The 15040-nt window shown below is 40.3% G+C and carries 12 protein-coding genes; 2 read left to right on the top strand and 10 right to left on the bottom strand.

The genetic code is table 11. The features are described 5' to 3' along the window. Positions 1–19: 19 nt before the first annotated feature. A complete protein-coding gene (locus AC0VX1_RS10745; RefSeq protein WP_413011054.1) occupies positions 20–1762 on the bottom strand; it encodes an alkaline phosphatase D family protein in 1743 nt (580 codons plus the stop codon). Between the two features lie 540 nt (positions 1763–2302). Between AC0VX1_RS10745 and AC0VX1_RS10740 the strand changes: the two genes are divergently transcribed. After that, entirely contained in the window at positions 2303–2470 is a 168-nt protein-coding gene (locus tag AC0VX1_RS10740) for an aspartyl-phosphate phosphatase Spo0E family protein (RefSeq protein WP_082352106.1), read from the top strand. 219 nt (positions 2471–2689) lie between these two features. On the opposite strand, the gene AC0VX1_RS10735 is transcribed toward AC0VX1_RS10740, so the two are convergent. The 3 genes from AC0VX1_RS10735 to AC0VX1_RS10725 all read right to left on the bottom strand — a co-directional run bounded on the left by AC0VX1_RS10735 (position 2690) and on the right by AC0VX1_RS10725 (position 6849). Then, the gene (locus tag AC0VX1_RS10735; protein WP_475471171.1) at positions 2690–3676 is read right to left on the bottom strand and encodes a 2-hydroxyacid dehydrogenase; all 987 of its coding nucleotides are present in this window, start codon (positions 3674–3676) and stop codon (positions 2690–2692) included. Between the two features lie 21 nt (positions 3677–3697). After that, positions 3698–4996 carry an MFS transporter gene (locus tag AC0VX1_RS10730; protein WP_475471170.1) on the bottom strand — a complete coding sequence of 433 codons (1299 nt, stop codon included), beginning with the start codon at positions 4994–4996 and terminating at the stop codon, positions 3698–3700. A 932-nt stretch (positions 4997–5928) separates the two neighbouring features. After that, entirely contained in the window at positions 5929–6849 is a 921-nt protein-coding gene (locus AC0VX1_RS10725; RefSeq protein ID WP_475471168.1) for a patatin-like phospholipase family protein, read from the bottom strand. A gap of 248 nt (positions 6850–7097) precedes the next feature. On the opposite strand from AC0VX1_RS10725, the gene AC0VX1_RS10720 reads away from it, so the two are divergent. Next, positions 7098–7601, top strand: coding sequence for a DinB family protein (locus AC0VX1_RS10720; protein ID WP_475471166.1), 504 nt, complete (start codon positions 7098–7100; stop codon positions 7599–7601). Between the two features lie 171 nt (positions 7602–7772). On the opposite strand, the gene AC0VX1_RS10715 is transcribed toward AC0VX1_RS10720, so the two are convergent. From AC0VX1_RS10715 to AC0VX1_RS10690, 6 genes are all read right to left on the bottom strand, one after another. Then, entirely contained in the window at positions 7773–10187 is a 2415-nt protein-coding gene (locus AC0VX1_RS10715; RefSeq protein WP_475471164.1) for a heavy metal translocating P-type ATPase, read from the bottom strand. Between the two features lie 75 nt (positions 10188–10262). Next, complete coding sequence (gene copZ / locus AC0VX1_RS10710; RefSeq protein WP_053534714.1) at positions 10263–10469, bottom strand: copper chaperone CopZ; 207 nt, start codon at positions 10467–10469, stop codon at positions 10263–10265. A 16-nt stretch (positions 10470–10485) separates the two neighbouring features. Then, positions 10486–10824 carry a metal-sensitive transcriptional regulator gene (locus tag AC0VX1_RS10705; RefSeq protein ID WP_223255974.1) on the bottom strand — a complete coding sequence of 113 codons (339 nt, stop codon included), beginning with the start codon at positions 10822–10824 and terminating at the stop codon, positions 10486–10488. A gap of 1351 nt (positions 10825–12175) precedes the next feature. After that, positions 12176–12478 (bottom strand): hypothetical protein, encoded by a 303-nt coding sequence (locus AC0VX1_RS10700; protein ID WP_328144175.1) that lies wholly within the window; start codon positions 12476–12478, stop codon positions 12176–12178. A gap of 137 nt (positions 12479–12615) precedes the next feature. Beyond that, positions 12616–13866, bottom strand: coding sequence for an ABC transporter permease (locus AC0VX1_RS10695; protein ID WP_413011038.1), 1251 nt, complete (start codon positions 13864–13866; stop codon positions 12616–12618). Continuing rightward, the gene (locus AC0VX1_RS10690; RefSeq protein WP_057276035.1) at positions 13859–14758 is read right to left on the bottom strand and encodes an ABC transporter ATP-binding protein; all 900 of its coding nucleotides are present in this window, start codon (positions 14756–14758) and stop codon (positions 13859–13861) included. Before AC0VX1_RS10690 ends, AC0VX1_RS10695 begins: the two co-directional genes overlap by 8 nt. Positions 14759–15040 lie beyond the last annotated feature (282 nt).

The following is a 15040-nucleotide window of genomic DNA, read 5'->3' as shown; positions in this document are numbered from 1 at the left end:
GCATCATAAGGATTCCCTATCAATTAGTCACTTTCCCCTGACTTTTCATTCTTTGTTTTTCATGTGCGCGATTATGGGCACGTGTCCGATCCTCCTCGACTTCGTTCGTTTTTTGTACACCTTCCATAACCGTTGCTGATGCAACCTTTCGCAGCCCTGTTTGATCCTTATCAAAAACAAAGGATACTCTTGTCGATATATCCGCACCTGGTTCTGTCACGAATGGGACTACACGGTAATCCGCCTTCCATTGTTCTGGTGTTACTTTGCACCGGACATATCCCCTGTAATCATTAAAGAACTTTATATGCGGATTCTGACTTAGTATTTTATCCGTGTCCGCACGCTTATCCGCACCATTTCCGCCAGATGTGATCGAAGTGCCGACAAACTCCACTCCGAAAATCTTTGAATTTGGATCATCGAAATCCGCCTTTAAATTGGCGGCCCAGCTTGCATGTACATCACCGGTCAATACGACCAGATTTTCCAGGTTGTTGCTTTTGATTACATCAATTAAGCGATCGCGTGCAGCCGGGTAACCATCCCAGGAATCCATGCTGAATTTTGGGGCGGTTGGTGTTCCATAATTCCGTTGTGCAAAGAAAATCTGCTGAGGCAGAACATTCCACTTCGTTTTTGATTTTGATAGATTGTCAGTTAGCCACTGTTCCTGCTCTGGACCTAGTAATGTCCGTTTCGGATCAAGTGACTCAGGCGTTTGCGGTGAACTTCCATCACCGTTTGCCTGATCATCCCGGTATTGACGCGAATCCAATACAAAGAAAGAGGCCAGGTCGCCATATGTGAAATTTCGGTATAACCTCATATCCGCTCCCTTAGGCAAAGATGATTTGCGAAGGGGCATATGCTCATAGTAAGCCTGATAAGCGGCGGCCCTTCTCTTGATGAAAGCTTCTACCGATTGCCCTTTTTCCGGGATGACATTTGCATAATTGTTTTCAACTTCATGATCATCCCAAGTCACGACCCATGGGAAAGCTGCGTGTGCCGCTTTTAAATGGGTATCAGAGCGATATTGTGCGTATCTATTCCGATAATCTTCAAGTGTAATGATCTCTGGTCCACTATGTACACGGACATTACCTGTAGAAGAAACATATTCATTTGGTCCATATTCATATATATAATCGCCAAGGTGGAAGACAATATCCAGATCTTCCTTTGCCAAATGTTTATAGGCCGTATAATAACCATGCTCAAATTGCTGGCATGAAACAAACGCGAATGACAAGCTCGAAACACTTGAACCTATTGGCGGAAGTGTTTTCGTTTTCCCAGTCTGACTTACTTCCCCGCCGCTTTTAAAACGGTAAAAATAGACTTTATCAGGTTTTAACCCGCTTACTTCCACATGTACGGAGTGGCCAAGTTCCGGCCTGGCTATTTCCTTGCCTTGCTGGACAATCTTTCTGAAATTCTCATCCTTTGCCACTTCCCATTTAACCGAAATGGCTTCTTTTGGCATTCCTCCTCCATTCAACGGATCCGGTGCCAGCCTTGTCCATAAAACGACACTGTCCGAGAGCGGATCTCCTGAAGCTACACCGAGAGTAAATGGATAATCACTGAATTTCGGGGCAGCATTCACTTCAATCCCGCCCATTGATTGGGCAAGGGCAAGACCTAATGAAAGTCCGGCAAGCTTACTCGCTCCCTGGATAAAATTTCGGCGGTCCATATTCTTACCTAATTCGCTCCAATTCTTAATTAAATCATCCATTGCTCTTTCATTATTCATTGATCTTTCCCTCCTATTATTTGAATCTGGTTCAAGTATAGAAGGCCATTTTTAAAGGTGTATGAAGATGTGTAAATCAATAAATCAATAAATTAGGAATTTTTAGGCAGGCCTTATGATACCCATTGAATACAAAAAGAGTTTTGATTCACTCATGCATTTACATAGCCCTACAAACTTTTACATTTAACGACAGTCTTTCAGCCTAGTTCTCTTAACGAATCATTTATTTAATCGTTACAAATAACTTCCAGGGGCTATTTTTACAATAAACCTTTAAAACTATAAAAGCCTAAAGAAGCCAGCGAAATAATGGAATAAAAGAAAGATCGACATCACTTGGTTGAATCCCACCGCAGTAAGGAAACATCAATTTAAAGGAAGGTTTAGAAATCATCATAGTTTTCTAAAATCGGACATTAATGCTTAGCAATAATTTTATGAGTGAATACTCACTTTCTGTTTAAAAACATCCTAATTTATGTAATAATAGTTTCATAACAAAAAAAGAAAGCACTTGAGGATTCTACATTGGAGAGTATGGAAGCATTATTTGAAAAAATTGAGATATTGAGGAAAGAACTAATAACCACCGGATTGATTTATGGATTTACTGCCCCAAAAACATTACATAAAAGCCAGGAACTAGATGAACTGTTGAATTTACTTACAAATGAAAAAGAACCAAATGATTTAGAATATGTCTAAAAACAGGTATGAACTAATACTTCATGGTTCTCTTACTTCTTATATTTTTCATGGACTCGTGGTCTAATTTTTATGTAATATCCGCTAAATCATTAGAGTAATTGTTAACATCATCACTCTTCCTAATTAAAAAGCATCCAAAATGAATGGATGCCTTTTTTATCAAAGATTCTTTTAAATGGGTCAACCTAATATTACCGCTGTGTTAATGATTCATTACTATTTTAGTGACTGAAATCCTTTCAATTCAGGGACAACATTGCTTATCTCCCTTCCTGTAACAACAGCAACGAGGTTCTTCGCCGCAAGCATGGCCATATCAAATCGTGTTTGATGAGTAGCTGAACCTATATGGGGCATGGTTACCACGTTAGGCATGGCTAAAAGCGGATTGTCATGCGAAATGGGTTCCTTTTCAAATACATCCAAACCGGCTGCAAGAATTTCCTTATTTCGCAGTGCTTCTATGAGGGCCTTTTCGTCCACCGTCTGACCCCGGGATGTATTGATAAAGATCGCTGATTTTTTCATCAGTACGAACTGCTCCCGTCCCATAAGATGCCTCGTCTCCGGAGTATAAGGGACCATTAATAGAACGAAATCTGATTCCCGTAAAAGGTGATCTAAAGAAGAATAGGTTGTACTGAGCGTTTCCTCCACTTCGGATTTCCTTCGCCGATTATGATACAAAACTTCCATGTTAAAACCGAATTTGGCTCGTCTTGCAATAGATTCCCCTATCCTCCCCATACCGATGATGCCCAATGTTTTTCCATGAACATCAACGCCAAAGAGGGGTTCATCGCTTTTATTTCCCCACTTGCCATCCTTTACAAGCTTGTCCATTTCCGGAATACGACGGGCTGCTGAGAGCATTAAGGCTAAAGCTAAATCAGCCACGGTTTCATCGAGAACACCAGGTGTATTTGTACCGATTATGCTTCTCTTTTTCATTGCCTCCAGATCAAAGTTGTTGTAGCCTACCGAGATATTGCTGACAGCCTTTAGACGTGGTGCATGGTCCAGAAATTCATCATCTATTTTTTCTCCTGTGATGAGCAGTCCCTCCGCATCAGAAATTTGCTTTAACAGTTGGCTTCTGGTAATGGGTTCAGGGCCGTTCCATTTTTCATACTGGCAATACTTCGAAATAAATGCCTCTACCTTGGCCGGTACTGGTCTTGCTATATACACTTTTGGCTTCAATTTATGTCCTCCTCGATAATACTATTCTTGAATAGGATGTTTTACAATAAACCAATAACAGATTGCTGCGCATCCGGCGATTAAACCGCCAGATATAAAGGCGAAAGAGTAAGATCCAGTTGTATCCACTATCATGCCTGCCACAACAGGGGAAAAGGCACCACCAAAATAACCGCCAAAATTCTGAATTGCTCCTACGGAAGCAACCATAGAAGGAGGGGCAATGTCGCCGGCGAGTGCCCATGCGCTGCCTGTAATGGCAGAAATAAAACAAAGAGCAAGGGTCAGTAAAAGTAAGGTAATAGCGAGCCCTTTAACAAGTGGAACTGCACACACAACAATAGCGGCCGAGATGGCACATATACTAATTAAGGCACGCTTTGCTTTAATAGGTGTAGTAATTCCCTTGTCGACCAATTTTTTAGTAAGATATCCTCCGAAAATATTGCCAAAGATTCCGCCAAGCCAAGGAATACCAGCATATATACCCATTTCTTTAAGTGAGACATGATGGACATCAAACAAATAAAGGGGAAGGAATACAAGGAAAATATTCCAGATCCAGATGGTACAGAAGAAGCCTAGAATCATCCCCCATACGCTTCGATATTTAAATAACGAACCCCATTTTATTTTTGATGATTGAATGCCTCGCTCCACTCCACCACCTTCCGACTTAATGTATTCAAATTCCTCCTTGGAAAGTTTTTGGCTTTTTTCAGGATTTTTATAAAAAATAACAAAACCGATCGCGAAAATGATGCCGATTACACCCGTAATATAAAACAACGCTCTCCACCCAAAAGTCACCATAATGAAAACGAGAAGTGGCGGTGCAATGGCAGGTCCCCATTTGGAAGAAGAATCCCAAATTCCAGTTGCCAGGCCGCGTTCCTTTTTTGGGAACCAATACGATGTAATCTTAGCCATTGTAGGAAAACACGGTGCTTCACCCACTCCAAGTAAAATCCTTGCAGCAATAAATGAACCCATTTTATGAACGGCTCCCGTTAAGATGGTCGCACCACTCCACCAAATAAGCGCGATTGTATACACCTTTTTGGTCCCGAACCGATCGATCAGCCAGCCTGAAGGAAGCTGCATTAATGCATAACTCCAAGAAAAAAAGGTTCCCAATAACCCGATTTCGGTCACGCTTAGCCCGAGTTCCTTCATCATTTCGGGAGCTGCAATGGAGAGATTGGCACGATCTAGATAGTTGATTATTCCCCCAATCAATAACCAGATGACAACTGTCCAGCGAAATTTCCGGCCAAAATTTAATGGCTTTTCTTGCTTTGTTTCCATTCTTGCTTCCATACCTTATCCCCCCTTGTTATATAAAACGCCTAAATTGGCAGCGCTTCCAAAATAAGAAAAAGCCCAGTTCACTCTTGGAGAATATGTATATACAAGGAGGCTTTTGTTTTATAATATAAAACCGAGTTTTGGTTTTCTAACAAAAAAATAAAAAGATAATTCCTATTATTCTGTAAAGTATCGTATTATGAGGATGTGTGAATGTCAATCTTTATTCTTATTTTCAGGATTATATTCCTAGTAAATGTTATATGCCAAGTGGGGAAAATTGATAGACGTTTTTTTAAGTAGTAAAATCTTAACAGACTTTATCCCACAATCCATTTCATTTCTATCTCTAGCTTTGCTGCCGGGATGGTTGAGAGCCCATTCTATCCCTCATAAATCTCGGGCAATGTTAAACAACGGTTAAGCTTTATTATTTTTCTATAAGAAAAGCAAGCAGTCCTGATACATGTGGGCCGACCATAGACGTACCTGTTAAGGCAGCTGAAATCTACCAGAAAAGTGGGATATTAATTGTTCGCTTGGCGCAACTGTATCCACTTTTCTATTGGACTTACTAAACCTTAATGAAAGCCGGGATGTTTAACGAAGATCCCATCCTTTCTCACTACATCTATATTTTTTGTCTCATTCTCCGCTCCTCACAGTGCATACAGATACGCCAACTACTTCTCCTTGAGGATCTATTCATTGAATTTCATAATCTTTATTCCAACTTTGTTTTCTTCTTTTATTCTTTGTTTTCCGTTTATTCATTTAGATAATTATAAAATAATATATTATATTAATTTTTTATGATTGTAATTCCACTTATTGCTTTTGAATTAAACGATTGGTTCGTTCATTCAATAAGAAAAAGAGCCGTTGTAGCAGCTCCTTGTCCCCTCTTTCCCCCTTTTGGACCGAATGATAGAGGAATGTTTCTCCTACTCTTTTTTGACTCTTTGCAAGCGTTTGGCCTTATATTGTTCAAAATCCCAATTCGACAAAAATTCTTTTGCAGAAGTATAGCCTGATTTATAGAGAAAGTTGATTTCTTCCTCATTCAGTTCAAAATCCGTTGCATTGATGCCGCCAATAGGAATTTGAATGGTGCGTTCAATCGTTTCTTCGTTCATATGTCGTAAATCATGGGCTTGAAGCATCGTTTTAAATATATTTTTGAAAAGGTGGATGGGCGTTGGGATAACCCCGCCTATGTTAACTTCATCTTTCACAAAATGGAATCCGAATGTTGGAAAACGAGGATTGTCGGTATCAAATATCCATATCGGGAAGTTACTAAGTAAACCACCATCTAAAATGTAGGATTTTTTCCGATCTTTTGATTTCCAAATAACCGGACGGAAGAAAAATGGTAAGGAGGCACTCATCATAACAGCAGTTGAAACTTTTAAATCAGCAGGAGACATACCATAGCGGTCCAAATCATCTGGCAATATAAGCATCTTTCCATTCGAAACATCAGAAGCAATGATCTTCAACTTTCCATCTGGAAGATCCGCGAATGTCTTTATCCCTTTTTCTGAAAGAAGTGAATCCACCCATGTCTCCAAATAATCATTTTTGTAAATCCCAAGATGAACCATGAGTTCCAAAAAGAAGCCCAAAATGGGAATTCGATTCAGAATTGTCCTGCCTCGAATCTTTGAGTAATTGATTTCACTAAACTTTTTTCTAATTTCATGGCTTTTATAGCCACTAGCCAAAAGAGCAGCTATTATTGCTCCTGCTGATGTCCCAGCAAGTCTTTCCCATTCGACATTTTCCTCTTCCATTGCTTGAATTGCCCCAATAAAAGCAATTCCCCTGACCCCCCCACCTTCAAAAACAGCATCTGCTCTCATTTTTTTCCACCTCTCGATAAGAGTTACTATCATATTAACAACATTTGAAAATAAAGTGAATTTTCACACTCCTGGACTCTTTGATGGCAATCAAACGTAATAACAATAGTAGGATAGCATCTATTATCATGGTATGTAGAAAACGAAGCATTTGCATGGACAAATTATCAGATTAGGAAGCAGCCTTTGATAAAGGAATTCTTTAAATGATGTCGAAAAGGATATGTAACAATTGAAGGAGTGAAAAAATGGAAAATAATCGTGCCAAGAAAATGTATGATTACCATGTTTGGGCTAATCAGCAAGTGTTCCAAAAACTAAAACAATTACCGGAAGGAGTCTATGGAGACAAGATAAAAAGTGTCTTTCCATCAGTCAAGGAAGTCCTTGTTCACCTTTACGCAACAGATATTACCTGGTTGGAGATAATGAAAGGAAGCACAGTTCAAGAAACTTTTAAGAAAGTTGAACAGCGTCGGAAAGAAGTGGACGGAATCACTTTATATGAACTGGAATCCTCATATGATGAACTTGCAAAGGATTACGACAATTTCCTTACTTCGCAGCCTGATCTTGAACGGACCATTGTAACCGAACATCCGAAAATGGGGGCTTGTGAGTTTGTACTTGCCGACCTCATCCATCATGTAGTGAATCATGGGACCTATCATCGCGGTAATGTATCAGCGATGCTCCATCAACAAGGCGAAAATGGCACACCTACAGATTATGTTTTTTACTGTTTAAAATAAGCTGTTTGACAACCTATAAGAGTTGCAGTAACATTGCCGCTCATTCCAGATGAAAGCCGATGATCCTCTTGCCAAGGAATCATCGGCTTTATTTGGATGATTATAATTCATACGCCCGTAGAATGGTATATTCAGTCAGTACAACTGCCTTCTATATATGCTACATGACCTTTAAAGTTTTATCCGTTGAAGGCGAAGTGCATTCAATACAACTGACACTGAACTGAAGGCCATGGCAGCACCCGCTAACCACGGGGCAAGAAGTCCGATGGCCGCAATTGGTATTCCGATTACATTATAGGCAAAAGCCCAGAATAGGTTTTGTTTGATGTTTTTCATCGTCTTCCTGCTCATGAGGATGGCATCTGCAATACTGTTCAAATCACCCCGGATCAAAGTGATATCGGCAGCTTCCATGGCTATGTCCGTCCCGGTTCCTATTGCCATTCCTATATCGGCTAGTGCCAGCGCGGGCGCATCATTTATCCCATCGCCGACCATTGCCACTGTTTTACCGGCGGCCTGCAGTTTTTTCACTTCTTCGGCTTTCCCTTCAGGAAGGACTTCTGCGATTACATGGTCAATGCCAACTTGATGTCCGATGGCATTTGCTGTTCTTTGATTATCCCCGGTTATCATGATGACCTGGATATCCATTGCTTTTAACCTTTTAATCGCCTCAAGCGAGCTTTCTTTTATCGTATCCGCAACAGCAATGAGTCCGGCATATTCCCCTTCAATGCTAGCGAGCATTGCAGTCTTCCCTTGCTCTTCAAATTCTTCCATCGCTGTTAGCGCCTTAGTGATATCCACGTTATTTTGCTTCATCAATTTACGGGTTCCGATGAATATCACTTTTTGATCCGCCACAGCTCTAATCCCGTATCCAGGCATCGCTTCAAATTCCTCAACCGCTGCAAGTGAAATCTGTCTTGCTTGAATTCCTTGAACGATTGATTGAGCAAGAGGGTGTTCAGATTGTTTTTCAGCTGCACCGACTAATGATAAAAACTGTTCTTCCTCCATACCATTCTCAATGAGGACATCTGTCAACACAGGGGTACCATTCGTTACCGTTCCCGTTTTATCCAAGATGACCGTATCAATATGGTGGGTGGTTTCCAGATGTTCCCCGCCTTTAAATAAGATGCCGAATTCGGCAGCCCTTCCAGACCCTGCCATGATAGAGGTGGGAGTGGCCAGGCCTAAAGCACATGGGCAGGCTATGACTAGCACTGCAATCATCGCTTCAAAAGCAGGTGTGAATTCTCCAGGGTTAACCCAAATCATCCAAACCAGAAAAGTTAAAAGAGCAATTCCGACAACAATGGGAACGAAAACACCGGAAATTTGGTCAGCAAGCCGTTGAATCGGCGCTTTCGAACCTTGAGCATCTTCGACGACTTTGATGATTTGGGAAAGAGCTGTATCCCTTCCTATTTTCGTCGCTTTCATTTTGAGAAACCCATTCTTATTCAATGTTGAACCAATAACAGTATCCCCATTTGTTTTATCGACCGGAATGCTCTCACCCGTTAACATGGATTCATCCACGGCAGAGTTCCCCTCGATTACCTTGCCATCGACAGGGATCTTTTCACCCGGCTTCACCAAAATCGTATCCCCTACGATGACTTCCTCAAGTGGTATTTCCCTTTCTTCCCCATTTCTTAAAACCAATGCCGTTTTGGCCTGAAGCCCCATCAATTTTTTGATGGCCTCGGAAGAACGTCCTTTTGCTTTTGCTTCAAACAGCTTCCCCAAAAGAATGAGGGTGATAAGAATCGAACTGGTTTCGAAATAAAGTTGTGCCGTATTGTGATGGGACCCCATCGAGATGATCGCCTGATAGACACTGTAAAAATAGGCAGCGGATGTTCCCATCGCGACTAATACATCCATATTGGCACTTTTATTTCTCAGGGCTTTATAAGCTCCAACATAGAACTGCTTTCCAATCAAAAATTGAACGGGGGTTGCGAATGCCATCTGCACCCAAGGATTCATGAGGAAATCAGGCATATAGATAAATGAAGTAAAACTAAAATGGCTTACCATCGCCCATAACAATGGAAAAGATAAAATGACCGAAAAGATGAATGTATTCTTTTGTTTTTGTATTTCTTTTTGACGGAAATTCACGGATTCCACTTTATCTTCCTTGATGATCGCCCCATACCCCAGCTTCTCAACCCGTTGAATGATGTCAATTGGGGAAGCTTGGGAAGGATCATATTCGACGGTCGCATTTTCAAGCGCTAGATTGACATTAGCCATGCTCACCCCATCCATCTTATTTAACCCTTTTTCTATTCGGTTAGCACAGGCAGCACAGGTCATGCCAGTAATCGTAAATTCCTTTTTCTCTTTTACTACATCATAGCCAAGATCTTGAATTTTCTTTTCAAAGTCCTGGTTGCTTAGTTTTTCCGAATCATATTTAATAACCGATTTCTCAAGTGCCAAATTAACGGTGGCTTCCTCAACGCCTTCCATTTTGTTTAACCCTTTTTCAATTCGGTTTGCACAGGCAGCGCAAGTCATTCCAGAAATCTGTAAACTTGTTTCTTTTATTTGGCTGCTCACTTCATCCCGCCTCCCTATACCGCTATGGGGTATATTTCTTTGTAAAAAAGAAGTGCTTAACAGCACTCTCATAACTTACTCGACATCGTAGCCTTGATCATCGATTGTTTCTTTTATTTTCTCAAGTGATACTTTTTCCTTGTCAAACGCTACATCTACTTTTCCTGCATCCAAATGCACTTTTACGCTTTCAACACCTGCAAGTTTTCCTACATTCCCTTCAACTGCATTCACACAATGACCACAAGACATTCCACTAACATTCAATGTTACATTTTCCATTTTATCCACTGCTCCTTTATTTTTTCATTAATTTTTGTATCGTTACAAGCACTTCATCTATAACCTCTGTATCCCCTTCATTCAGGCGTTCCACCACACAATTCCTTAGATGGCCTTCCAATAAAATCTTGGCTACACTATTCATCGCGCTTTGTGTAGCTGCTATTTGGGTGATCACATCATCACAGTACGTATCTTTTTCAATAAGACCCTTTATACCGCGAATTTGACCTTCAATTCGATTTAACCGGGTCGTTAAATTCTTTTTTACTGCTTCTGAGTGATGACTCTTTCGGCCGTGGGAAGAGGCCGTACAGCATTCTTCTTCATTCACCGCATCTTGACCATTCATCATTTCATCCATTTGCCCATCCCTCCTCAAAATTAAATATACCATACCCTCCTACCCTATGCAAAGAGAAAGATTTATGTGCATCATTTATTACTATCTGTATTTTTATCATTTATTATTCTTAAGCTCAGAGCCTGCTCCCTATCTGCCAAGTCTCGCAGGGGCCCGGCTAGCCAGTCATTTCGGCAGGAGTGTCGCAAATTTCTTCAATCTCTGTGTGGTATCATCTTTTTTTAATGTAGGTTTTGACATCTTCATTAATAAATGAAGCATATTCATCTGATCCACTAACAGATTTAGAAAATATGATTTTTATAGCCATTATAAGGATAATCCATATCAAATCCACGAATGACATCATAAGTTCCTTTTCTCATAACAACGGTGTCTATTCTTTCGAGGATTGAATTGTAGCCAGAATCTCCTTCTATTTCTGTTGATCCTAACCACTCTAATATACCATCCTCATTTGCAATATAGCCATCAATCGAAGTCCAATGTATAATATAATGTTACGCTGTATTTACATTAACCAACTTATTCCCCGTCGGAACATGATCTTAATATTTCTTCATATAAACCATCTTGTTATGCCTTTAATACTTCCTCAGGTGAGATACCAATGTAACAAGATTATCTTACTAAAATTGATTCTCCTTCTTTCACAAACCTGCGTTGTTAGTTGAAGAAGAAGGCTGTTTTCACATACTTTGTTGCTACTTACCAGGTAGTGAGTTGTGGTTGATTTCCCCTCCAGATGCTCGCTTTCCGCGGGGCGGGCGGTGAGCCTCCTCGGCGTAAACACCTGTGGGGTCTCACCTGTCCCGCTGCTCCCGCAGGAGTCTCGCACTTCCGCTCCAATCAACCTTAAATAGTTTCGTTTTAAAAACAACAATCTTTACGAAAAGAGCCAATAAGAAAAAGGAATTTCATTCGACTATCGTTAATGAATTATATCATCCCAAGAATGTACTTTTTTGGCAGTTCCTAAACGCTGAGCAGGATTTTTCCTATGTTTCGCCAGACTTGCAGATGTTCTAATTGTTTTAAGGATTATAGTAGCCATTTAAGCATACTTAGGAATAAAATTCGCATATATATATATGATTTTCCATCTCCTTTGGATGTTACTACAGAACTTTCTAATAATGAAAATTTCGTCCAGTTTCCAGGTATCAGGATTATAGGTTATTTATTCTTACTCATAGAAACCCTCCGTCCATTATCATTCTACCTATTGAAACATAAAAAAACCCGGATAAGGGACTTTTTGATGTGTGTCCGTTATTCGGGGTATCGTTTATGGTTCTTCAGCGTTATTATTTTCTTTTAATTTAAGATTCCAATGTGATTATCACAGTTCTTTTGACATATTATTATTCCTTTTCTTTTTCACTAAAAGAATGATGCCAATGATAAAAGCAACTGCGCTGTATAACCAGGTATACATAAAGGCAAGGCCCAGTCCGATATTTGCGTCCATATAATCGTTTTTCACATGATCTATGGCTAAATATAAAAGCGGAGCAGCTCCAATGATGAACAAGATGACCCAGAGAACATTTCTTTTCGGATTCTTGGTTGATAAAATAATAATGATGAAGGATAGCAAGAGAAACACTTCTGAAACTATCGTCAACGTTACCAGATTGCTCATAATAATTCACTCCTAATCGTGGTTGCATAAAGGGAATATATTTATGTTCCCTTATATCTATGCTACTTTTCGTTCCTATTTTATTAACTTTAAAAAACCTGAACCCCTCCAACAGGATGAAAGATCCAGGTTTCATGTTAATTTTTCTTGGATAATTGCAGGGCATTCTTGATGCTTTTCAATGATTTTGAGCTACCGTACATCAAGACTCCACCACGATAGATTTTTGCTCCGATTATTCCAAGTAAAACAATCGTTAAGATCAAGACAGCAATGCTGATGGCGATTTCCCAGAATGGAACCTCAAGCATCCCTACGCGCAAGAACATGATCATCGGCGTGAAAAATGGAATGAATGATGTGATCGTAATATAACTGGCTGACGGATTCCCCAGTCCAAACATTGCAATCATGAAGGCGATGACAACTAACATGGTCATCGGTGAAATCATTTGCTGGACATCTTCAATTTTGCTGACAACGGATCCAAGGCATGCTGCAAGAGTCGCGTACAGAAAATACCCAAGCAAAGCGAAGATGATTGCATAAATGATCGTTGAGATATCTGTGCTGCCGAAACCGAAAAATGAAAAGAATCCTTCATCCATACCTGTCAAGTTTTGTTTAATCGAGAAATAGCCCACCCCAAAAAATAAAATCATTTGAGTAAGACTAAGTAAAGCAACACCCATTATTTTGGCAAACATCTGTGTGACTGGCGGGACACTTGAAATCAGGATTTCCATGACTCGTGATGTTTTCTCAGTAGCGACTTCCATTGCAATCATCGTTGCATACATCAACACACCGAAGTAAATCACGAATAGGAGCACATACACGAGACCGCGTGCTTGATTGAGATCCTCTTCCGTTTTTGCATTTTTCTGAAGAGCAATCGTATCAAATGCTGGCGGCGTATTCAATTGAGCGATTTGCTGCTCTGTCAAATTCAATTCCTTCGCCGTTATTTGACCCTTCAGCTGAGTAAGCGCTAATAGTAAATCATTACTTACCGCAGAATCTGAAATTTGATTCGCTTTGTACGTTCCCTTGAAGCCGAGAGTTTTATCCTTTTGGATTAATAAATACCCAACGATTTCTTCCGCGCTGACCATTTCCTCCGCTTCCTTTTCATCCTGGGCGGATATTATCGATAGGTCATCGTTCACACCTGCTACAGCATTTTTATAAGAATCAAATAAACCGCCTTCAGTCTGATCGATTACGGCAACCTTTTCCTGTTCATCACTGTCGAATTTATCAATAAGATTCGAAAGATTCGAAAGAAGGAGAATCAGTGCCATCATAATGATTGTAGAAATGATAAAGGATTTCGTCTTTAATTTTGATAGGTATGTATGGGAAAGGACAATCCAAAATTTATTCATAGACGGCACCTACTTTTTCAATGAAAATATCTGTTAGCGATGGTTCTTCCAATTCGAATTTCCGGACGAAACCTCTTGGAACAAGATCACGTAGCATGCTCTCAGCCACATCTTCACCAGTTACTTGAAGAACTTTCCCTTCCATCGTGTTCTTGACTTTTGTTACACCTGCATAATGATCCAAGAAAGATAGATCAAAATCCGCTTTAATTGAGACATTCTTTTTACCAAAAGAACGCTTGATTTCTTTTAACTTTCCAGCCACAACAGGTGAACCTTTATGCATGATGCAAAGATGCTCACACATCTCCTCGACATGCTCCATGCGATGGCTCGAGAAAACGATCGTCGTGCCGCTGTCCCTTAAGTCAATGACCGCTTTCTTCAGGATTTCCACGTTCACTGGATCCAGTCCGCTGAAGGGTTCGTCAAGAATAAGTAATTCAGGTTTATGGATCATTGAAGCGATCAGCTGGATTTTTTGTTGATTTCCCTTTGAAAGCTCTTCAACTCGCTTATCGATATAATCGGGCACCATAAAGCGATCCAGCCAATACTCCAATTCTTTCAAAGCATCGCGTTTGTTCATCCCTCTTAATCTAGCCAAATAAACAATTTGATCGCGCACTTTCAGTTTTGGATATAGTCCGCGTTCCTCAGGAAGATAGCCAATCATTGAACTGGTCGTATAATCGATTTTCTTCCCATCCCAGACAACTTCCCCTTCAGTAGGGTCAAGCAGGCCGAGTATCATCCGGAACGTGGTCGTTTTCCCCGCTCCATTCCCGCCTAAAAAGCCGAACATTTCTTTTTCGGGAATAGTTAAATCAAGCTTGTTGACTGCTGTAAAATCCCCGAATTTTTTCGTAACTTCTTTAATGTGTAAAACCAATGCGCAACCTCCTATTATATGAATCTAATTATATGTTAACGGAAAGGTTTTCCATTTTCAACTATCACCAAAGACCAAATAAATCTATTTCTCTTCGATTATATGTAAATTTCCAGAAAAAATTAACGTTTCACGTCTGCCCTTTCGTTTGCCCTTTACCCTAATGGTATTTTTTCTGCGAAACTTAAGACAAAACCCCCTTTCCCTTCCTATTGGTAATATTCACAACCCCGTACGTCTCCTGCCTTTCCCTCACGCAAGCATGTTACTAAACTGAAAGCC

This window comes from Peribacillus sp. QJM3NY_7 (assembly GCF_056173225.1).
Note: the sequence above shows the minus strand (reverse complement) of the source record. Positions and strands in the feature narration are given on the sequence as shown.

Bases quoted from the DNA above. Each gene is read 5' to 3' on its own strand.
- AC0VX1_RS10745 (WP_413011054.1), bottom strand. From the start codon at position 1,762: ATGAATAATGAAAGAGCAATGGATGATTTAATTAAGAATTGGAGCGAA.
- AC0VX1_RS10740 (WP_082352106.1), top strand. From the start codon at position 2,303: ATGGAAGCATTATTTGAAAAAATTGAGATATTGAGGAAAGAACTAATA.
- AC0VX1_RS10730 (WP_475471170.1), bottom strand. From the start codon at position 4,996: ATGGAAGCAAGAATGGAAACAAAGCAAGAAAAGCCATTAAATTTTGGC.
- AC0VX1_RS10725 (WP_475471168.1), bottom strand. From the start codon at position 6,849: ATGAGAGCAGATGCTGTTTTTGAAGGTGGGGGGGTCAGGGGAATTGCT.
- AC0VX1_RS10720 (WP_475471166.1), top strand. From the start codon at position 7,098: ATGGAAAATAATCGTGCCAAGAAAATGTATGATTACCATGTTTGGGCT.
- copZ (WP_053534714.1), bottom strand. From the start codon at position 10,469: ATGGAAAATGTAACATTGAATGTTAGTGGAATGTCTTGTGGTCATTGT.
- AC0VX1_RS10705 (WP_223255974.1), bottom strand. From the start codon at position 10,824: ATGATGAATGGTCAAGATGCGGTGAATGAAGAAGAATGCTGTACGGCC.
- AC0VX1_RS10700 (WP_328144175.1), bottom strand. From the start codon at position 12,478: ATGAGCAATCTGGTAACGTTGACGATAGTTTCAGAAGTGTTTCTCTTG.
- AC0VX1_RS10695 (WP_413011038.1), bottom strand. From the start codon at position 13,866: ATGAATAAATTTTGGATTGTCCTTTCCCATACATACCTATCAAAATTA.